At 72.4% G+C, this 19,821-nt stretch carries 14 protein-coding genes and 1 pseudogene; 5 read left to right on the forward strand and 10 right to left on the reverse strand.

The window, feature by feature from the left end; translation table 11 throughout:
- Positions 1-115 precede the first annotated feature (115 nt).
- On the forward strand, positions 116-1,534 hold the full coding sequence (locus SRB17_RS34180; RefSeq protein ID WP_153544319.1) for a GH39 family glycosyl hydrolase: 1,419 nt from the start codon (positions 116-118) through the stop codon (positions 1,532-1,534).
- A gap of 27 nt (positions 1,535-1,561) precedes the next feature.
- On the opposite strand, the gene SRB17_RS34185 is transcribed toward SRB17_RS34180, so the two are convergent.
- The 5 genes and pseudogenes from SRB17_RS34185 to SRB17_RS34205 all read right to left on the reverse strand — a co-directional run bounded on the left by SRB17_RS34185 (position 1,562) and on the right by SRB17_RS34205 (position 8,961).
- Positions 1,562-5,392, reverse strand: coding sequence for a lipopolysaccharide biosynthesis protein (locus SRB17_RS34185; RefSeq protein WP_323376663.1), 3,831 nt, complete (start codon positions 5,390-5,392; stop codon positions 1,562-1,564).
- Complete coding sequence (locus tag SRB17_RS34190) at positions 5,385-6,185, reverse strand: polysaccharide deacetylase family protein (RefSeq protein ID WP_153544321.1); 801 nt, start codon at positions 6,183-6,185, stop codon at positions 5,385-5,387. The genes SRB17_RS34185 and SRB17_RS34190 overlap by 8 nt, the downstream gene beginning before the upstream one ends.
- 223 nt (positions 6,186-6,408) lie before the next feature.
- A pseudogene (locus tag SRB17_RS34195) lies at positions 6,409-7,377 on the reverse strand (glycosyltransferase); the annotation flags it as partial.
- Positions 7,374-8,195: a glycosyltransferase family 2 protein gene (locus SRB17_RS34200; protein ID WP_153544323.1), complete on the reverse strand. Its 822-nt coding sequence runs from the start codon at positions 8,193-8,195 to the stop codon at positions 7,374-7,376. The pseudogene SRB17_RS34195 and the gene SRB17_RS34200, both read right to left, overlap by 4 nt.
- A 367-nt stretch (positions 8,196-8,562) precedes the next feature.
- Positions 8,563-8,961 (reverse strand): hypothetical protein, encoded by a 399-nt coding sequence (locus SRB17_RS34205; protein WP_153544324.1) that lies wholly within the window; start codon positions 8,959-8,961, stop codon positions 8,563-8,565.
- 240 nt (positions 8,962-9,201) lie between these two features.
- Between SRB17_RS34205 and SRB17_RS34210 the strand changes: the two genes are divergently transcribed.
- Entirely contained in the window at positions 9,202-9,996 is a 795-nt protein-coding gene (locus SRB17_RS34210; protein WP_153544326.1) for an SGNH/GDSL hydrolase family protein, read from the forward strand.
- Between the two features lie 18 nt (positions 9,997-10,014).
- Here the strand turns inward: SRB17_RS34210 and SRB17_RS34215 are convergent, their stop codons facing one another.
- The 4 genes from SRB17_RS34215 to SRB17_RS34230 form a co-directional block, all read right to left on the reverse strand.
- Positions 10,015-11,631, reverse strand: coding sequence for a serine/threonine-protein kinase (locus SRB17_RS34215; RefSeq protein ID WP_323376664.1), 1,617 nt, complete (start codon positions 11,629-11,631; stop codon positions 10,015-10,017).
- A 60-nt stretch (positions 11,632-11,691) separates the two neighbouring features.
- Positions 11,692-13,215, reverse strand: a complete 1,524-nt coding sequence (locus SRB17_RS34220) for a nickel transporter (RefSeq protein WP_323376666.1) — start codon at positions 13,213-13,215, stop codon at positions 11,692-11,694.
- Positions 13,212-14,744: a tetratricopeptide repeat protein gene (locus SRB17_RS34225; RefSeq protein ID WP_228396435.1), complete on the reverse strand. Its 1,533-nt coding sequence runs from the start codon at positions 14,742-14,744 to the stop codon at positions 13,212-13,214. Before SRB17_RS34225 ends, SRB17_RS34220 begins: the two co-directional genes overlap by 4 nt.
- 95 nt (positions 14,745-14,839) lie before the next feature.
- A complete protein-coding gene (locus tag SRB17_RS34230) occupies positions 14,840-16,399 on the reverse strand; it encodes a DUF4331 domain-containing protein (protein ID WP_153544328.1) in 1,560 nt (519 codons plus the stop codon).
- Between the two features lie 209 nt (positions 16,400-16,608).
- Between SRB17_RS34230 and SRB17_RS34235 the strand changes: the two genes are divergently transcribed.
- The 3 genes from SRB17_RS34235 (at position 16,609) to SRB17_RS34245 (ending at position 18,368) form a co-directional block, all read left to right on the forward strand.
- Positions 16,609-17,151, forward strand: coding sequence for a sigma-70 family RNA polymerase sigma factor (locus SRB17_RS34235; RefSeq protein ID WP_153544330.1), 543 nt, complete (start codon positions 16,609-16,611; stop codon positions 17,149-17,151).
- Complete coding sequence (locus SRB17_RS34240; RefSeq protein WP_323376668.1) at positions 17,148-17,966, forward strand: anti-sigma factor; 819 nt, start codon at positions 17,148-17,150, stop codon at positions 17,964-17,966. The genes SRB17_RS34235 and SRB17_RS34240 overlap by 4 nt, the downstream gene beginning before the upstream one ends.
- Before the next feature lie 126 nt (positions 17,967-18,092).
- Positions 18,093-18,368 (forward strand): hypothetical protein, encoded by a 276-nt coding sequence (locus tag SRB17_RS34245; protein ID WP_153544334.1) that lies wholly within the window; start codon positions 18,093-18,095, stop codon positions 18,366-18,368.
- 13 nt (positions 18,369-18,381) lie between these two features.
- Here SRB17_RS34245 and SRB17_RS34250 read toward each other — a convergent pair whose 3' ends face one another.
- Positions 18,382-19,590 (reverse strand): CaiB/BaiF CoA transferase family protein, encoded by a 1,209-nt coding sequence (locus SRB17_RS34250; RefSeq protein ID WP_153544336.1) that lies wholly within the window; start codon positions 19,588-19,590, stop codon positions 18,382-18,384.
- Positions 19,591-19,821: the final 231 nt, after the last annotated feature.

Consider the following 19,821-nt stretch of genomic DNA (forward strand, 5'->3'; position numbering starts at 1 on the left):
CCCATCGCGGCGGGGCCGCATATCGAAACAGCCCCGCGCCCCTTGCGGGGCGCTGCCCTCCGCGTGTTTCCAAGTCCTGCCCGATGCGCGGCTTCCGCCGATACTGTTGTCCCCGATGGGACGTCATGGGTGGGATTCGGATACTCGGCGGTGGCGGCTCACCGCCCTGCTCGGTGTGGGCGCCGTCGCGCTGGCCCTGGCGGTGACCCTGTTCAGCACGCTGTCCGGCGGGCCGAGTACGGCCGGCACCATACGTGACGGCGACAAGGTGCACGGCACCCCCGCGAGCCCCGGCGCGAAACCGGAGCCGTACGTCGGCTGGGGCTTCACCCACACCCAGTACAGCGCCGACGAGGGCGCCGGGGCGGCCACCGCGCGGGTGGAGAAACTGCTCGGGCAGGACGCCGGGCTGGCGCAGAACCAGCACATCATGGGCTGGGGCGCCGACAACCCCGAACCGGTCAAGGGGCACTACGACTTCGGCGCCCTCGACCGCCGTGTCGACTTCATGCGCGCCTCCGGCGGCACCCCGGTGATCACGCTGTGCTGCTCCCCGGACTGGATGAAGGGCGGCACGGCCGGGGCCGACAACACGAACTGGAGCCGGGCCGCCCTGGAGACGGCGCCCACCCCCGACCACTACCAGGACTTCGCCGGCCTCGCCGCCACCGTGGCCCGGCGCTACCCGGACGTGAAGCACTTCATCGTCTGGAACGAGTTCAAGGGCTTCTGGAACGACGCCAAGTCCCGCTGGGACTACGAGGGTTACACGAAGATGTACAACCTCGTGTTCCGGGCCCTGAAGAAGGTCGACAAGGACATCATGGTCGGCGGGCCGTATCTGGTGATGGACAGCGTCGACCCGCGCGACCAGGACGCCTCCGCCACGCTGAAGGGGCCCTGGGGCGCCATGGACCAGCGGGTGCTCGACGCCTTCTCCTACTGGAACACGCACAAGGCGGGCGCCGACTTCGCCGTGGTCGACGGCTCCAGCTACACCCGCGACGACGACATGCTGCCGAACGAGTTCGCGGCCACCGACAAGCTGACGGCGGTCGGCGCGTGGGTGCGACGGCAGACCCACGGCCTGCCGCTGTGGTGGGCCGAGTACTACGTGGAGCCCGGCGACGGCAACGACGACCGCAAGGGCTGGTCCGAGTCGCACCGCGTCGCCGTCCAGGCCACCGGGATGATCGCCATGGTCAAGGGCGGCGCCGAGTCCGGCTTCTACTGGAACCCGGAGGAGAAGACGGGCACCGCCTGCGCGGGCTGCCTGTGGACGCCCACCGACGGCACGGGCGGCGGCAGGGCCCTGCCCATGTACGGCCTGGTGTCCCGGTTCGCCAAGGCGTTCCCGCCGGGGACGCGGTACGAGAACGTGTCCGTGGCGGCCGACGACGTGCCCGATGTCCGCGTCCTGGCGAGCGACAGGACCGTCCTCGTGGTCAACACGCAGAACCGGACGATCAGCGCCCAGGTCGACGGCAAGCGATTCGACATGCGGCCGTACGAGGTGAAGTGGCTCGACCGCTGAGCCACCCCACCTTCCCTCATTTCAGCGTCATTTCATCGTCAGGAACCGCTGCACCAGCGAGGCCAGCACCACCGTCAGCAGCGGCAGCGCGAACCAGAACGAGCCCTGGAGCAGCCGCAGTTGACGCACGCCGGGGCGGACGGCGACCCGTACGACCTCCCGGGCGGCCAGCAGCAGGATCAGGACGACGGCGGCCAGCGCGCCCACCACCGACCAGGGCGTCCAGGTCACCTGTGGGCCGATCGGCCCCGGTTTCGGCAGCGGCACCGGGCCGGCCGGCTGCCTGCGCAGCGCGAACACGGTGACATCATCGTTGACCAGGACCTTCGTCAGCTCCTGCCGGTTGTCCAGGTTCTGGATCAGCCGGGGTTCCCAGGTCGCGGAGTAGCCCGCGTCCAGCTGCAGATAGGTCACCTGACTTCGGTTGATCATCAGATATGAGTTCGGGCCGGCGTCCTTCAACGCCTTGACCAGGCCCGACACCAGCACCGGGTCGGCGGGGGCGAGAGTGGGCACGTAGTTCACCCGCTCCATGTCCTTCGACCCCCACGGCATCGCCGGCGTCACGTCGTTGACCGTGTCCTGGGTCAGCCACAGCAGCCGCACCGTCGGCTTGTCATGGGCGTACACCCAGTTCATGGCCGCGACCTCGCCGGGCCGGGTGCGCTCGAAGGGCTCGTTGCCCCAGCGGGCCACCAGGAAGCCGCCCATCAGCAGCAGCCCGGCCAGCAGCGCGGCCAGCGGGGCGAGGCTCACCCGGTCCTTCGCGCGTTCCTGCGCGGTGACGCCGGTGCGCGGGAAGAGGGCGAGGGCGCCGAGCAGGGCCGCGCCGGGCACGGCGAACATGAAGACGCGCAGCGCCATCTCACCGCCGTACGACTGCATGCCGAAGCCCAGGAACGGCACGAAGGTCAGCACCAGCAGGGCGCGTTCGCGGTAGCGGTGGAAACGCCGGCGCCACCAGCCCCAGCAGGCGAACGCCATGACGGAGCCGGCCAGCAGCACCCGGGTGTACAGCACCAGCTTGTGGGTGGAACTCCCGCCCTGGATACGGCCGGAGACGGAGGTCGAGACATTGCTGCCGACGCCGCCCACCCCGCCGAACAGGTCGTTGAAGTGCCCGGACCAGTACGGCTCGGCCATGAAGCCCACCCAGACCGCGACCAGCACCGCGAACAGCAGCGGCAGGCCGCGCAGTTCGGACCGGCCGAGCAGGACCAGGACGGCGAGCACGCCGAGCATGACGAACGGGGTGAGCTGGTGCGCGGGGACGCTCGCCGCGTACAGGCCGATCAGCACCAGCAGCAGGACCGCCCGCTGGCGGCGGTCGGCCGGTTCCACCTCGGCCTCGCCCGGACGGAACTTCGTCCAGATCACGCGGGGCGGACGGAACCAGACCAGCAGGATCGCCACGAACATCAGGTACAGCAGGTAGGTGAAGCCCTGGGGCGAGAAGTAGTCCTGGCCGACCCAGCCGCACAGCACGAACAGCCACACGCCGGTCCACTTCGCCCGCCAGCTCGCCCGCAGAGACCGGGTGAGCAGGAACATCGGTGCCAGATAGGCAAGTTGGACGGCTGTCGGCCACCAGCGGATGACCTCGGTGAAGTCGGTGACCCCGCAGGCCCGGCCGACGAACGCGGCCACCGCGAAGAAGCCCGGCCAGCTCCAGCGGGCGTCCAGGTCCGGTACGGCGGACCCGGTGCGGTCGATGTAGTCGATGAACCCGAGGTGCTGCCAGGCCGTCGGGAAGCGCGGCTCGGTCTCGATCACGGCGGGCAGCGCGTGCAGCGAGACGACCGTCGCCACCAGCGTGAGCAGCAGCAGCGCCCGGTGCTCGCGGCGCAACCAGAGCAGCGCGGCGAAGACGGTCACCAGCAGGGCCGCTCCGACCAGCGTCGGCAGCGGCAGCACCGAGACCAGCCCGAGCCCGCCCATCCGGTCGAGGTCGGCCTCGCCGAGCCGGAGCGCGGGCACCCAGTACAGCAGCAGTGCGGCGACCAGCAGACAGCCGAGGACCACGCCGGTACGGGTGGGCAGCAGCCGCTGGCGAAGCGGCACAGCAGCCGGTGGCTCCTCGGCCACGGGTTCGTCCGGTACGGGCTCCGCCGGGAGGGGCGCGTCGGTCTCCACCACGGAGTCCATTCTCCCGAGGGACGCCTCCAACTCCTCCTCCGTGAACGGCGCGTCGACCTCCGCCGCTTCCGCCTCCCGCAGCAGTTCGGCCTCGGCGGGGCCCAGCGAGACCTCGCTGCCCGGCTCCCTCTCCTCGACGGGAAGCCCCACCGGTAGGCCCAGCGGGGGCGCCGGCGTGCCGGCGGGCGGGGTGCCGGGGCCCGGGCGGACGTCCGGACGGCGCTCCACGTGGTCGAAGTCGACGTGGATGCCGAGGGCGAGCGTGTCGGAGTCCAGCGCCCAGGCCGGGCTGTGCCGGCGCGCCGGGACGGCGGCCGGGATCTCGCGGGGCCCGAGGTCGGCGAGGTCCCCGTCGGGTGCCGTCGTGTCGGGCACGGATTCGGTCGCGGTCCGGACCGTCCTCCAGAGCTTCGGCGCGGCGATCGCGGCGATCACCGCGAGGCTGGCGGCCTCGGCGAGGCCCGCGCCGGTCAGTCCCATCCGGGGCAGGAGCAGCAGCGTCAGGCCCAGTGTCAGCAGGCACAGCAGGCCCTGCAGCCAGGCGAGCCCGGCGGTGCGGCTGCGCGCGCGCAGCACCGCGAAGTAGGTCTCGATCACGACCCGCAGCATCGAGCCGACCGCGAGCCAGCGCAGCAGCGGGGTCGCCGCGTGCGCGTAGCCCGCGCCGAACACGCCGAGTATCCAGGGCGCGCCGATGATCCACAGGCCCGCGATCGGCAGCATGATCCGGGCCATCCGCTTCAGCGCGGCCCGGGTGTTGGCGGCCAGCCGTCCCGGGTCGTGCGAGCCCTCGACCGTGAGCGACGCGCCCATGTTGATGGCGAGCAGGTCGGTGGTGCCGCCGATGGTGGTGGCGATGTAGAAGTACGCGTTCTCCGCCGAGCTGACCTGCGCGGCGACGATCACCGGCACCAGGTAGATCACCGCGAGCGAGAACAGCGAGCCGGTGTAGTCCCCGGCCAGGAACCTGCCGACCTGCTTCAGCGTCGGCGGCGTGGCGTGGCCCTCGGTCGCCTCGACGTGCCGGGGCACCAGCCGCCGGAACACCAGCCAGCCCAGCGGCACCACCGAGGTGGCGATCGCGGCCACCCAGGACACGAAGACACCGGTGGTCGGGATGGCGACGGCGAACGCGACGAGCAGGGCCAGCTTCACGGCCGAGAACACGGTGTTGCCCACCGGCACCCAGGTGGCGTTGCGCAGCCCGGTCAGCACCCCGTCCTGCAGGGTGAGCACGTTCCAGGCGACGACGGCCGCGATGAAGCCGAGCCCGTTGACCGTCCCGTGCAGGAAGCGGTACGACGGCCCCCAGGCGTCCAGGGTCAGCAGGAAGACGCCCGCCGCGAGCGCAACCAGCAGCGAACTGCCCGCGTAGGTACGGAAGATGAGTTTGCCGGTGCGGTGCCCGGCGACCGGGATGAAGCGGGCCAGGGCGCCGGTCAGGGTCACCGCGGTCAGCCCGGCGAGGAACTTCATCGCGGCGATGGCGGCCGAGCCCTGCCCGACCGCCGACTCGGAGTAGTAGCGTGCCGCGGCCAGCCAGAAGCCGAGTCCGAGGACGGCGGAGATGCCGGTGTTGAGCATCAGCGCATAGGCGTTGCGGAACAGCGGGCTGCCGTCGGCGGACCGGCCCGTGCCGGGCAGCCGGAGGCGGCGCCCGGACTTCTCGGGCGCCTCGGCGTCGGTCGTCGTGGAGTCGGTCGTGGTCGTCGTGTCAGACACGGGAACGGATGGCCTTCCGGCGGACCTGACGGGTTCTGCGGACGAGGGCGTAGCCCTTGGTGAGGGCGCGGTCCCGGGCGAAGGCGCGGGCGACGGCCCGGCCGCTCAGCAGCCGCTCGAACTCCTCCACGCCGGTGGAGCGCCGGACCGTGACCCGCCGGAGCGCGTACGGCCCCTGGCGGCGGCGGGCGAGGCCGTTGCCGACGGCGAGGGCCTGACCGTACCCGTTCTCGCGTACGGCCCGGCGGACCCTGCGGTCGGAGTAACCGTAGGGGTAGGCGAAGGACACCGGCCGCGCGCCGAGTTCGTCCGTGACGATCTCCGTGCAGCGGGTCAGTTCCTCGGACAGGGTGGTGTCGTCGAGCTGGTCGAGCTGCGGGTGGGTGTGGCTGTGCCCGCCGATCTCGACGCCGGCGGCGGCCAGTTCGCGCACCTGCGGCCAGTCGAGCATGCTGTCCAGGCCGCCTCCGGTGTCGTATGCGCCCCTGATCCAGCCGGTGGAGACGAACAGGGTGGCCGGGAAGCCGTGCTTGGCCAGGACGGGCAGGGCGTGCCGGTGCACGCCCTCGTAGCCGTCGTCGAAGGTGATCAGCACCGGCCGGGCGGGCAGCGGGTGGCCGGAGCGCCAGCGGGCCGCGAGGTCGGCGGTGCCGACCGGGGTCAGACCCAGGTCGCCGATGAGCGCCATCTGCTCCGCGAACGCCTCCGGCGCGACCGACAGGGCACGGGTGGCGTCGTTGGGCGCGGTGGCCACGGAGTGGTACATGAGGATGGGTACGGGAGTGTCAGTCATCCGTGCCCCCTTGGTGACGCTCGCCGCCGTTTCCGGCGTGCTCGACGGCGTCGGCGTCGGCCGCTACGCCCCGGCCGCCGCTCGGCCCCGCGCCGCCCGCGGCGGGGGCGCGGCTTTCCTGGGCGGGGTCGGCGCCGCCGGTCCGCCGGACTCGGCCGCGGGCCGGTTCACCGCCGGCCGGGGCCGCCTCGGCGCTGCCTGCGGGCCGTCCGCCGCCCTCCCGGACCGGCGCCGACGAGAAAGCCGTACCGTTCCGGTACGCCCTCAGGGTCCCCACCGCATACCCGCCGGCGGCGCTCAGTACTCCGGCGACGATCGCGCCCGCGCGTCCCGCGCCGCCCGGCCGGGCCAGCAGGGCGTCCCGCAGGCCGCGAGCGACCCCCGCGGGCAGCACCCTGGTGGTGTACCGGCGTTCGGACTCCAGGCCCTTGTCCGCGCCGACGCTCTTCGCGACCAGCGCCTTGGACAGGCCCTCGGCGTAGGTGCGGGTGCGGAAGTAGGCGAAGTGCTCGCGGGGCCCCGGCACCCGGTGGTGGATCACCGCGCGGTCGTCGATGAGCAGGACGGCGTCGGGTCGGGCCCGGGTGAGGCGGATGCACAGTTCCGTCTCCTCGCAGCCCAGCGGGCGGCGGTCGCCGTCGCGGCCGATGCCGGTCGCGAAGCCGCCCGCCGCGTCGAACGCCGTACGCCGGAAGGAAGCGTTTCCGCCCAGCACGTTGCGGACCCGGACCCGGCCCGGCGGCAGCCCCTTGTAGGTGCAGCCCACCACCCAGTCGAACTCCTCCGGGAACCAGGCCGGCCGCCGGCCCGACGCCCAGACGGGCATCGTACGGCCGCCGACCGCCATGACGTGCGGGTCGGCGTAGCCCTCGGCGAAGTGGCGCAGCCAGTCGCGTTCGGCCACGGCGTCGTCGTCCAGGAAGGCGATGACCTCGCCGTGGGAGGTGGCGATACCGGTGTTGCGGCCGGCGGACAGGCCGCGTGGGCCCGCGTTGGCCAGCACCCGGACGCCCTCGGTCTCCTTGTACTCGCGCTCCAGCCGGTCCTTCAGGGCCGGGTTGTGGTCCACGACCAGGAGCGTCTCCAGCGCCGGGTACGACTGCGCGCGCACCGAGGAGACCGCCGCGAGGATGTCCTCCCAGCGGTCCTCGGTGTACACGCAGATCACGACGGAGATGCCGGGATCTCTCAAGACACCTCTCCCCGGACCGTGTCGAGCATCGGCGACTGGCGTTCCTGGCGGCGCAGTTCGCGCCGGTTGGAGCGCTCCTTGAGAATGACCTTGAGCACCCGGAACCCGTCGCGCACGGCCCGCAGATTGCTGGTGCCGTGGATGCGGAGGTACTCGTGGCTCGGGATCTCCTGGACCTTCAGGCCGGCCTTGACCACTCTGATGTTCATCAGCGTCTCGACCTCGAAGCCGGTGCAGTCCAGGTCGATCTTGTCGAGGCAGTGCCGCCAGAACGCGTTGTAGCCGTAGCAGAGGTCGGTGTAGCGGGCGCCGAACTTGCGGTTGACGACCGTGCACAGCGCCCAGTTGCCGAGCTTGCGGATGAAGGTCATGTCGTCGGTGCCGCCGCCGTTGGCGAAGCGCGACCCCTTGGCGAAGTCGGCGCCGGAGACCAGCGCGGAGACGTACGACACGATCTCGTTGCCGTCGGCGGAGCCGTCCGCGTCGACCATCACGATGATGTCGCCGCTGCATGCCTCGAACCCGGTGATCAGGGCGTCCCCCTTGCCCTTGCCGTGCTGTTCGACGACCTTGACGTCCGGCCACAGGGACCGGGCGACTTCGACGGTGTCGTCCGTGGAGTTGCCGTCCACCAGGACGACTTCGTGTATCCAGTCCGGAAGCGTCTTGAAGACGTAGGGCAGGTTCTCCGCCTCGTTCATGGCGGGGATCACCACGCTCACCGGCGGAGTGATGGCCAGGTGAGAGGAGATCGGCCGGTAGTGGGCGGCGATTAAAGGATCTTGGCCCGAACTCGGCGGGCGCAGGACGGAACTCATGAGTCTTTTCCCTCTCGTCCGGTGGACCGCCCACCCCCGGGCGGCCCGGCTCTGTGTCCGGTTCGAAAGGGGGGTTCTCATCTTCGGCGCGGTGAACTGGTCTCCGTGCACGCCGATGAGCTGGCAAAGCTGACCGGTCTGCCGGTGAAGAACGGCAGCCGGTCGCGCGGCACGGCTCGGTCACATGTGCGGTCACCGAGCACGGCACCCCCCTACCGCGCCCCGCGCCGGTGGACGCCGCGGCCCTGAGCCCTCCCCTGGAGCCGTATGCCGACGTGCCGGTGCGGGTGAGATGTACGACGGTATTGACGATTGAACCCGAAAGGCAACCCCTGGGGGCTGTCTCACAGTTTTGTTGGTTTGCGCGTTACACAACTTTGGCCGGTGTTGCTCGGTCTTGTGTACGTTTTCCCGAAATTCGTTCCAGGATCGGGAGCAGGAGCAGGAGCAGCAGGCTCAGCGCGGTCACCGCGACCACACCGCCGCGGACCGACCAGCGGTGGACGGCGAGCATGCCTTGGGCAACCAGCATGTTGAGGACAACCGAGCCCGCAAGCGCGCAGAGCGCTCGGCCGAAGGGATCCAGCCCGCGCAGCGCGGCGGCGAGCGCCGCGGCCGGCGCCGCGAGCAGGAAGAGCAGGGTGCACGGGCCGCGCAGCGCAGACGCGGAATCGGTGAGAGCGAGCAGCGCGCCGGCCAGTGCCACGGCGGTTGCTGCCCCCGCGAGCAGCGGCAATGAAGAGGTCTTGTTGCGTATGGTCTGCATGGCCGACTTTGCCCCCCGACGTGCCGGATGCCGGGCTTCAATGTGGCGCAGTCCATGTGGGGTCGTCAAGACGGCAGTTGTCGAACCGTCAACAGAAGTCGTATGTCCCTGCAACAGATGAGCAGTGAACGTTTCGCGTTGATCCTGTTGAGACCCCAAAAGTCTTGGCATGGACACTTCCCGTCAACACGCGTAGTTGCTACGACAGTTGTGGCAGAGATCCTGCTAAAGGGAGGTTCCATGAGACGTTCCCGACTTACCGGATTCGTTACCTCGCTCCTCCTCGCCGCCGGCCTCGGTCTCACGGGAGCCGGCCACGCGACCGCGGCGACCGGCGGCTATGTGGCACTCGGCGACTCCTACTCCTCCGGAGTCGGCGCGGGCAGCTACATCAGCTCCAGCGGCTCCTGCGACCGCAGCACCAAGGCGTACCCGTACCTGTGGAACGCCGCCCACGGCCCGTCCTCGTTCGCCTTCAACGCCTGCTCGGGCGCCACGACGGACGACGTCCTCGCGAACCAGCTCGGCTCGCTGAACTCCTCCACCTCACTGGTGTCCATCACCATCGGCGGCAACGACGCCGGGTTCTCCGACGTCATGACGACCTGTGTGATCCAGTCGGACAGCGCCTGCATCGACCGGATCAACACGGCCAAGGCGTACGTCGACTCCACGCTCCCCGGCAAGCTGGACACCGTCTACAACGCGATCAGCGCCAAGGCCCCGAACGCCCAGGTGGTCGTGCTCAGCTACCCCCGCTTCTACCTGCTCGGCCAGACCTGCCTCGGCCTCTCCGACACCAAGCGGTCCGCGATCAACGACGCGGCCGACTACATGGACGCCGCCATCCAGAAGCGCGCCCAGGCCCACGGCTTCGTCTTCGGTGACGTCCGCACCGCGTTCTCCACCCACGAGATCTGCTCCGGCGACTCGTGGCTGCACAGCGTCAACTGGCTCGACATCGGCGAGTCGTACCACCCCACCGCGGCCGGCCACTCCGGCGGCTATCTGCCGGTGTTCACGAACAACGCGTGACCCGAACGGGCTCGCCCCTCAGGGTGAACTCCCCGGTGAGCCCGACGCCGAAGCGGAGGCCCCGTCCGACGGGGTCTCCGTCGCCGTGGCCGTCGTACAGCTCACCGAGAACGGGACCGCGTTCGACGTGGTCTGCACGGGAGCGCGCACCTTCACGCTGATCCGGTCCTCGGTCGTCCCGTCGCCCCGGTACACCGTCAGGGTCACCCGCACCTGCCGGGTCTTCCCGCCGCCGTCCGGGAACGACAGCGTGTGCCATCCCGGGTCGGACACCGATCCCCGGGTCGTCACCCACCGGTACTCCACCTGCGCGGGCAGCCGCCCCACCGTGAACGTCGCCGTGAAGGCGGGCGTCTGCGCGTCCGGCGGCGGACAGCTCCCCGCGTACGTCGTGTGGGCGCCGGCCACGGTGACCTGGACGGACTGGGCCGGCCGGGTGCTCGCCGACGCGCTGCTGCTCGGGGCCGACGGCGTTCCCGCGCCCGAGTTCGCGCTGCCGTGCGCGGTCGGCGTCCGCGCGCCGCCGCTCGTGCGGGTGTCACCGGCCGCGTCGTCCCGACGGCCACCGTTGTCACGGTTCAGCAGCGCGTACGTCAGCCCCGCCAGCGCGAGCGCGACCAGGAGCAGACCCGCCACCAGCACCGCGCCCGCCCGCCGGTTGCGCTGCCGCCCGTCGGACGTCGTGGACGTCGTGGGCGCCGTGGCGCCGGCCAGGGGCAGCGGCGGGGTGGGGGAGGGCTGTTGGTGCGGGGCCGCGACCGTCGGGGCGGCGTACGGCGGCACCGGCGTCGTGGCCGCCCGGGGCACGCCCCCCGCCGCGACGATCCGCAGCTCGTGTTCTGCCCGCTCGGCGTCCAGCCGCTCGGCGGGGTCCTTGCGCAGCAGCCCCTCGATGACCGGGGCGAGCGGGCCGGCCCGGTGCGGCGGCGGCAACTCCTCGTCCACCACGGCACGCAGGGTGCTGAGCGGGGTGTCGTACCGGAACGGCGAGACGCCCTCGACCGCCGCGTACAGCAGCACGCCCAGCGACCACAGGTCCGACTCCGGCCCGAACGCCCGTCCCAACGCCCGCTCCGGGGCGAGGAATTCGGGCGAGCCGATCACCTCGCCGGTCATTGTCAGCGCGGAGCTGCCCTCGACCGAGGCGATCCCGAAGTCGGTCAGCACCACCCGGCCGTCGTTCGCGAGCAGCACATTGGCCGGCTTCACGTCCCGGTGCAGCACCCCGGCGTCGTGCGCGGCGCGCAGCGCGGACAGCACCTCGGCCCCGATGTGGGCCGCCCGCTGGGGCGACAGCGGGCCCTCCGCCTCCAGCCGGTCGGCCAGCGACAGCCCGCGCACCAGCTCCATCACGATCCACGGCCGGCCGCCCTCCAGGGCCACGTCGTACACCATGACCACGTTGCGGTTGGCGACCCGGGCCGCCGCCCACGCCTCCCGCTCCAGGCGCGCGTACATCCGCTCCACGTCGGAGGCCGGCAGCCCGGCCGGGGCCCGCACCTCCTTGACGGCCACCTCGCGGTGCAGCACCTCGTCCCGGGCGCGCCACACGGTGCCCATGCCGCCCTCGCCCAGCGGGGACAGCAGACGGTAGCGGCCCGCGATCACACGTTCGCGGCCCGGCTCTTCGGACACGGCGCCCCCAAGGCAAGTCGCGTGATGTCTCCCCGTCGCGTGATGTCACCCCAAGTTAGCTCAGCCGAGCGCGGATGCGGCCCCCTTGAGCACCAATCCGGCGCCCAGGGCCATGACGACCAGCGCGGACGCGAGCGGCACGGAGCGGCGCACCAGCCCGGCCACCGGGTGGGCGGTCCAGCGCGGACGCCGCTCCAGCACCCGGCTCACCCCCGACCCCAGCCGCACCACGGCGAACCCGGCCGCGGTGAGCGTCAGCGCGAGCCCGGCGCCGTAGGCCACGACGAGCAGCAGTCCGAACCAGGCCTTCCCGAGCGCGGCGGCACCGACGAGGACCACCACGGCGGAGGGGCTGGGCACCAGGCCGCCGGCGAAGCCGAGCAGGATGGTGCCGCGGAGGGTGGGAGCGGTGGGGTGGGTGTGGGTGTGGCCTCCGTGGGTGTGGGTGAGGGTGAGGGTGTGCCCTTCATGGGTGTGGGTGTCACTGGAGTGGCCGCGGCTGTGGGCGTGTCCTGCATGGTCGTGCCCCACATGGTCGTGCTCCCCATGGTGCGCGGGGCGATGGTGGCGGGCTGACCACACCCTCCGTACGAGGCCCGCGCCCGCCGCCAGGACCAGCGCCCCTCCCGCGATGCCCAGCCAGGCGATCACCGACGGCGTGGCGGCGGAGCCGGCCGTGACCAGCAGGCCCAGGGCGACCACTCCGAGGGTGTGGGTCACGGTGACCGAGGCGGCCAGCGGCAGCACGTCCCGGAGCCTCGCCCGGCCCCCACGGGCCGCCGCTGCCGCGGCCATCAGCGTCTTGCCGTGGCCCGGCGCGAGCGCGTGCAGCGCGCCCAGGACGACCGCGACGAGCAGGGCGAGCGCGGCGAAGCCGGCCGTGAGGTCGTGGCGGGCCACGAGGTCGTCCAGCGCACGGGTCCAGCGGTCGGCGCCCCGCGGCAGGATCGCGGCTCCCGGTTCCGCCTGCCGCTCCTCGTCGAGGGCCGGGCCGCCGGGGCGCAGGCGCACGGAGGCGGCGGTGGTGTCGGCCGGTGAGGACAGCAAGTCCTTCGGATACCCGGTCAGTTCGTGCGAGACCGACGCCTTCGGCACGTCCGTCGCGGTGAGCGTCATACGGTCGCCGCGCGCGGTGATCTCCCGCCAGCCGGGTCCGCCTGCGGCGTCCGCGCTGTGGAAGCCGAGGGTCACGGTGGCGCCGCGGGGGAGCGGGGCGGTCAGCCGGCACTCCACGCGGAGGGTGTGCAGCCCGGCCTGGCCGGGACGCAGCCGCGCCGAGGCGCCGACGGCGGTCAACGTGGCCGTACGGCCGTCGACCGTGAGCCCGCTGCCCTCCGCGGCCCGCGAACACCGCTGCCTCGCCCACGCGTCCGTGCCCAGCCGTTGGAGGTCCGGCCCGGCCTGGGTCGCCGGGATCTCGGCGAGGTCCTCCACATGGTCGACGCGGAGCTGCCCGGGGGCGGCGACCAGGCCGTCGTACCGGTTGACGGTGAAGTTCCCGAGCGGGTGCGCGCTCGCCGGGCCGCTGGGAACGAGGGCCAGGACACCGGTGGCCAGCAGGAGGAACACGAGCCGTGGCTTCACTGCGCGGCCTCCAGAGCCTTGCGGGCCTCGGCCGCGCCGAGCGGGGAGAAGCCGGGATTCAGGCGCAGGGCCGAGGTGAGGGAGGCGTGGCCGGCCAGGCGGTGGCCCGTGGCCAGCTCGATCACGCCGCGGTGGTACAGGAAGGCGGCGTTGCGGTAACCGGTGGCGGTGGCCCGGCGGGCGTAGGGCAGGGCCTCGGCGTCCCGGCCGTTCACATGCAGTGCCCAGGCCAGCGCGTCCGCGGTGTGCACGGTGTGCCGGCGGGCCCATTCGGCGCGGGCCGCGCGCAGGGCGGCCGCCTTGTCGCCGTGGTCGGCGGCGGCCAGCGCGGTGTCGAGGTCGGCGTCGACTCCATTGGCCCGGGCCAGCGCGATCCACGCGTCCACCAGGGCGTACTGCCGGCGCGCCCTTTCCCGGTCGCCGGCCGCGCCCCGCGCCTCGTACAGCTCGCCCAGCTCGACGAGCGGACCCGGCAGCGGATACCGGGACACCACCGTCTCCATCCCCCTGATCGCCGCCGCGCGGTCCCCGCTCGCCGCCTGCGCCCGGGCGCGGCCCTCCAGCGCCGGCAGGTAGGTGTCGTCGGCGGCGAGGGCGCGGGCGTAGTACGTGAGGGCGGACTTGTCGTCACCCTGGCTCCAGGCGAGTTGGCCGAGCTGGGTGGCCACGTACGCGATGTCGCCGGGTGAGGTGGTGCCCGCCAGCGCCTGTGCGAGGACCCGGTGTGCGGTCGTCACATCACCCCGCAGCTCGTGCACATACGCGTACCGCGTGAAGACCGGCACCCCCGGCTTGCGGGCGTCGGCGGTCTCGGCCGCTTTCGACGCCTCCGCGTACCGGCCGAGTTCGACCAGGGCGTCGATACGGGAGGACAGCGCGCGCTCGCTGTACGGGTTCTGCCGCAGTGCCCGGTCCGCGTAGGTCAGGGCGTCCGTGAAGTCGTGCCGGGCGGCGGCGAGGGCGGCGCGCCCGGCCAGCGCCTGATCGTTGTCCGGGACCAGCGCGAGAGACCGCCCCAGTGCCTTGTCCGCCTGCGGATAGCGCGCCGGATCCCCCTTGGTCCGCGCCTGCTCGACGTATGCCAGGCCCAGCGTGGCCCAACTGCCGGCGTCCTGGGGCTGGCTCCGCAGATGCGCCTGCAGCGCGGCGATGCCCGCGTCCAGGTCGCCGCCGCCGAGCACACCGGGGTCCACGGCAGCGGAGGCGGCCGGCACGGTGACGGCCCCCCGGTCGGCCCCGAGGGCGATGGCCCCGCCGGTCAGGGCGACGGCCAACAGCGCGGCACAGCCCATGAGTTGCGCGGCCCGCCGGCGCCGTCCGGCGGCGGTGAACCGCCGAACGGCGGCCACACGCGGGTCGGATCCGTCGGCGGAGGGTGTTTCGGGGCCGGAGGCCGCGAGGTCGTCGGGGGTGGTGGGGGCCGACGCCGGGGGGTCTTCGGCCGTCTCCGTCGGTCCGTCGTTCACCGCCGGCTCACCACGCGCCGTCCGCTCGTCCATGCCGTCGTCGTCCTGTCTGCGCGCGCCCATGCCGTTCTCCTGCGTCCGTCGGTCGTGTGGAAGGCGCGGCCCGCCGTGGGGGAGAGGAAGGTACGGGCCGCGCCGGTCTGGATGAGGGGCGTGGGTCAGTACGGGCGGCGTATGCGCCGGCGCCACCAGCCGAGGGCCGTGCCGAGGAGCAGGATCCCGGCCGCGCCCGAGGCGGCCGACGCGGCGATCAGCACCGTGTCGGCCGAGCCGGAGCCGCCGGAGGAGCCGGCCGGCTGGAGCGCGTCGCCCAGCTGGCTGCGGACGTCCGTGCCTGCCGTCGTGCCCTTGGCGAGGGGGCCGCGGGAACCGGAGGTGGGCTCGGCGACGTACGGGAAGTACTTCTCGAAGCCCTTGTCGTTCTTGTCCACCGCGTCGCCCAGGTCGTTCTTCGAGCCGACCAGTTCCCCCTCGACGACCTGCAACGCCTCGTCGATCACGTCGTCGGTGAGCCGGCGCCCGTTCGGGAAGCCCGCGTTGTCGCCGTCGAGCACGCCGAGCCGCTTGGGGTGCGCGGCCGGCTTGACGGAGGTGTTCAGGCGCAGCTCCTCCGCAGGGCGCACGCCCGGCGGCTGGTTGAGCCCCTTCACGCCCTTCAGGAAGACGTCGACCAGGTCGTTGCGCGGCTCGCTCGGCGCCTTGATCTTGTAGATCGACTCGATGAGCCTGGGCAGTTCGGGGTTCGTGACGTTCTTCAGGAACTGGGCGTCGTACCAGGGCTGGGAGGCGTTGAACCGGTCCTTGTCCTTCTGCGGGTTGACCACCTCGTTGACCAGCGGGTTGCCCAGGCGGGAGACCTGGCTGTAGTAGCCCTGGGCGTTGCGGCGCTGGGTGGTGGACCAGATGCCGACGACCGGCTGCCCCGCCGACTCCCGGATCAGGTCGTTCGGCACCTGCAGGGCGATGGTGTTGACGTTGTAGCCCTTCAGGGTGTCCCGGCCGACCTCGCTGAGGTTGCCGCCGTACAGCAGGTCGAAGACGCGCAGGTCCGCGAAGAACGGGTCGTCCGCCTGTCCGGCGAAGGTCGCGGCGCCGCCCGCCGTCTTGTACACGGCCTGGGCGCGCAGCTTGCCGTAGTCCGGCATGGACGCCTTGCCGACGTCCGACGGCGCCACCGGCACGTCGTCCGCGAGCTTGGTGTCCGACAGCACGTGCTGGTTCTTCAGCCGGATCAGATCGATGTCGTACGTCTGTGTGATGTTGAGGTCGGGGTCGGCCAGGCTGGTGACCGGGCCCGTGTTGTACAGGAACGTGTTGCCGTTCTTCGTATGCGTCGTGAAGGTGTAGCGGAACACCAGCTCGCCCTGTGCGTCACCGTTGTTGTCGATGTGGATGTCGTACTGGGCGTCGTCGGCGAACGTGTAGAAGTTCGGTCCGCCCGCCGGCTCCTCGAACGGGATCCAGTCGGCCACGATCGTCGTCGTGTCGGGCCTGTCCGGGCTGACGAACGCGTACAGGTCGGTGTTGTCGTACTGCGGGGTCCCCGAGATCAGCGGGGCCTCGCGGTGGGAGGAGGCGGAGGCCGCCCCGGGTCCCAGCGCGGCGACGCCGGCGGCCGCGAGCGCTCCGGCCGCCAGCGCACCGCTGACGAGCGCGGCGAGGGCCGTGCGTCCCGTGCCGCTTCTCGGGAAGGGCCCCCTGGAGAAGAGAGGTGTCATGCCGTCCGTCCTCAGTGCCGACTTGCCTTTGACGGACGGGTCTTCGGAGCGGGGCCGCCGGTCGGATTGGTCGGCGGAGAAAAACTTTTGGGCGTCTTCCGACCCGCGTTTTCGGCCCGCTGATCCGTATCTCCCGCGGGAGGTGTGCGGTCGTGCGGATGCGTGGAGTGCGCGGGAGGGCCGGCTGTGGCCACGGAGAGGGGGCCCGCATGCGGGCGGACGAGCTGCTGGTGCTCGTCGCGGGCGGCGACCAGCGGGCGTTCGAGGATCTGTACGCACTGGTGTCCGGGCCGGTGTACGGACTCGTACGACGGGTGGTGCGCGACCCCGCCCAGTCCGAGGAGGTCGCCCAGGAGGTGCTGCTGGAGACATGGCGCTCGGCCGCCCGGTACGACCCCGGCCGGGGCAGCGCGCTGTCCTGGATCCTCACCCTCGCCCACCGCCGTGCCGTCGACCGGGTGCGCAGCGCCCGCGCGGCCGGCGAACGCGAGCAGCGGGAGGCCCTGCGCGTGGGGGAACCCGCCTTCGACCAGGTCGCCGAGGAGGTCGAGGCCGGGATGGAGCGCGAGTGGGTACGCCGCTGTCTGCGCCGGCTCACGGATCTGCAACGCCAGTCCGTGACCCTCGCCTACTACGACGGCTACACCTACCGTGAGGTGGCCGAGCGGCTCTCGCTGCCGCTCGGCACGGTCAAGACGCGCATGCGCGACGGGCTCACCCGGCTCCGCGACTGCCTGGGAGGTGTCGCGTGAGCCTCCTCGGCAAGCTGCTGCGCCGCGAGGACCTGCACTCCCTCGCCGCGCCCTACGCCCTCGACGCCCTGGAACCGGGCGAGCGGCGCCGGTTCGAGAAACACCTGCACGGCTGCGAGCGCTGCGCCGGCGAGGTGCGGGCACTGGCCGAGGACGCGGTCCGCCTGGCCTGGTCCACGGCCGCCCACGCGCCGCCCGCCCTGCGCGAGCGGGTGCTGGCGGCCGTACCGACCATCCCGCAGGAGCAGGCCCAGGCACCGGCCCGGGAGCGCACGCCGCAGCTGCCGCCGCACGTCTGGGGCACCCAGCCCCCGCCGGGCCGCACCCGTACGCCCCGCACGCGCCCCCTGTTCGTGCCGTTCGCCACGGCCACCGCGGCGGCGGCCCTCGTCGTCGCCTCGCTCTTCGCCGTGCAGGCCCAGCGCACCCAGCACCGGCTGGACGCGGAGCGGGCCCGGGGACGTGAGATCGCCCACGTTCTGGCCGCGCCGGACGCCCACGCCACCACCAGCAAGGACGCACGGGGCCGCGCGATCGGAGTGATCGCTTCCGCCTCGCAGGGAGAAGCCGTCGTCACCCTCAGCGGATACGGCAGCCCGCCCGCCGGCCGCGTTCGCCAGCTCTGGCTCATGCGCCCCCGGGCGCAACCGCGCTCCCTCGGGCTCCTCGCGGGCGACACGCCCTTGGTCGCGAAGGGTCTCGACACCTCCTCGACGTCACTCGCCGTGACCGTCGAGCCTGACGGTGGCTCAGCGCAGCCCACCGGCCAGCCCATTGTCCAACTCACCCTGAAATCGGTCGGATTCGGAGAGTAGTCAAAGACGGATGGTCAACCTCCTTGCAGGGAAGGTGAATCCTGTGGACGCGATACACGCGTGCCCCCATGGGGCGATAGGGTTACTCTGCCCGGGCCGGGTGGACTCGTACGGGTGGGGAGTGACATGGAGCAGATAACAGTGCGCAGCAGGGCCAGGGTCCCTGCGATCACCTGCGGCAGCAGCGCGACCAGTTCGCGCCTCGACCGCCATCTGTCGGTGCTGGCGGGTCCCGCCATACCGCAGCGCGAGACGGTCGAGGCGACCTCCCTGATGCGCGAGCTGACGGCGCGTGACACCACGCACGAGCGTACGGGCCGGGGTGCCCGGGTGCGCCGGGTCTCGCTCTTCGCCCCGCTGCGTCGACTGCGCCGTTCGCTGTTCGGCGGCCACAAGCACTGAGTGCGCCGCGCGCTCAGGCGGCCACACCGTCCCGGCGCATCGCTGCGATCTCGTCGTCCGTCATCCCCACGGCACGCAGCAGCGCCTCGGTGTGCTGCCCGAGCGCGGGCACCTCACCCATCCGCGCCTCGTCCCCGCCCGGCAGTGTGATGGGAGGCAGCAGCGCTTTCAGCGGCCCGACCGGCGACCCCACCTCACGCCACCGCTCCCGGGCCGCCAGCTGCGGATGCCCGGCCAGTTCGTGCAGATCGCGCAGCCGGGCGCAGGCGATGCCGGCCTTCTCCAGCCGGGCCTGCGCCTCCTCGGCGTCCAGCACGCCGAGCGCCCGCGCCACCAGCTCGTCCGTCTTCTCCCGGTTGGCAACCCGTGAAGCGTTCGTCGCATATGCCGGATCCGTCCCCAATTCCGGGCGCCCTATGACCTGTTCGGCCAGCCGCCGCCACTCCCGGTCGTTCTGCACCGACAACAGCACGCGCCCGCCGTCCGCCGTCGAATAGGCGTCGTACGGCGCGATGACGGCGTGCGCCAGGCCGGTGCGCGCCGGGGGCTCACCTCCGTGCATCGCGTGATGCAGGGGATGCCCCAGCCACTCGGCGAGCGCCTCCAGCATCGACACCTCCACCGGCCCGCCCCGTCCGGTCGTCCCGCGCCGGACGAGAGCCGCGAGCACGCCCGAGAACGCGTACATCGCCGCCGCGATGTCCGCCGCCGGGACGCCCGCCTTCACCGGCTGCTCCGGCGTCCCGGTCACCGACACGAGCCCCGCCTCGCACTGCACGAGCATGTCGTACGCCCGCTTGTCCGCGTACGGTCCGAAGGAGCCGTACCCGGAGATGTCCACGGCGATCAGCCGCGGATGCTCCGCGCACAGCGTGGCCGCGTCGAGGCCGAGCCGGGCGGCCGCCCCGTGGGCGAGGTTCTGCACGAACACGTCCGCGTCCGCGATCAGCCGCTTGGCGGCGGCCAGGCCGCGCGGGTCCTTCAGGTCCAGGGCGAGGGACTCCTTGCCGCGGTTGCACCACACGAAGTGCGAGGCGAGACCGCGGGCGGCCGTGTCGTATCCGCGCGCGAAGTCGCCGCCGTCGACCCGCTCCACCTTGATGACCCGGGCGCCCAGGTCGGCGAGCTGCCGGGTCGCGAAGGGCGCGGACACGGCTTGTTCGACGGCGACGACGGTGATGCCGGCCAGGGGCAGGGGCTGCAGGTCCGTGGGCTGTTCCATGCCCGGATCATGGCCTGTGACCGGCGGGTCTGTCAGCAGTGCGGCAGCGGATCGGCACCGGGACGCGTGTGCGCCGCGCCGGCTGGGGCGGTCCTCCGAGTGCGGGTTGAGTGTGGCTGGACGCGCAGTTCCCCGCGCCGCGTGGCTGCGTGGTGGCTGGGCCATGGACCTCTTATTGGCCGCAGTCACCCGGGAGGTGGACGGCAGCTTCACGCTGGTGGACCGGGATGG

The sequence above is a fragment of the Streptomyces sp. RB17 genome (assembly GCF_009604455.1).
Taxonomy (GTDB): Bacteria; Actinomycetota; Actinomycetes; order Streptomycetales; family Streptomycetaceae; genus Streptomyces.

What these genes read in the sequence shown, in the direction of transcription:
- SRB17_RS34230 (WP_153544328.1), bottom strand. Translation starts at nt 16,399, where the DNA reads ATGACACCTCTCTTCTCCAGGGGGCCCTTCCCGAGAAGCGGCACGGGA.
- SRB17_RS34205 (WP_153544324.1), bottom strand. Translation starts at nt 8,961, where the DNA reads ATGCAGACCATACGCAACAAGACCTCTTCATTGCCGCTGCTCGCGGGG.
- SRB17_RS34235 (WP_153544330.1), top strand. Translation starts at nt 16,609, where the DNA reads ATGCGGGCGGACGAGCTGCTGGTGCTCGTCGCGGGCGGCGACCAGCGG.
- SRB17_RS34190 (WP_153544321.1), bottom strand. Translation starts at nt 6,185, where the DNA reads ATGACTGACACTCCCGTACCCATCCTCATGTACCACTCCGTGGCCACC.
- SRB17_RS34225 (WP_228396435.1), bottom strand. Translation starts at nt 14,744, where the DNA reads ATGGGCGCGCGCAGACAGGACGACGACGGCATGGACGAGCGGACGGCG.
- SRB17_RS34250 (WP_153544336.1), bottom strand. Translation starts at nt 19,590, where the DNA reads ATGGAACAGCCCACGGACCTGCAGCCCCTGCCCCTGGCCGGCATCACC.
- SRB17_RS34245 (WP_153544334.1), top strand. Translation starts at nt 18,093, where the DNA reads ATGGAGCAGATAACAGTGCGCAGCAGGGCCAGGGTCCCTGCGATCACC.
- SRB17_RS34180 (WP_153544319.1), top strand. Translation starts at nt 116, where the DNA reads ATGGGACGTCATGGGTGGGATTCGGATACTCGGCGGTGGCGGCTCACC.
- SRB17_RS34210 (WP_153544326.1), top strand. Translation starts at nt 9,202, where the DNA reads ATGAGACGTTCCCGACTTACCGGATTCGTTACCTCGCTCCTCCTCGCC.
- SRB17_RS34200 (WP_153544323.1), bottom strand. Translation starts at nt 8,195, where the DNA reads ATGAGTTCCGTCCTGCGCCCGCCGAGTTCGGGCCAAGATCCTTTAATC.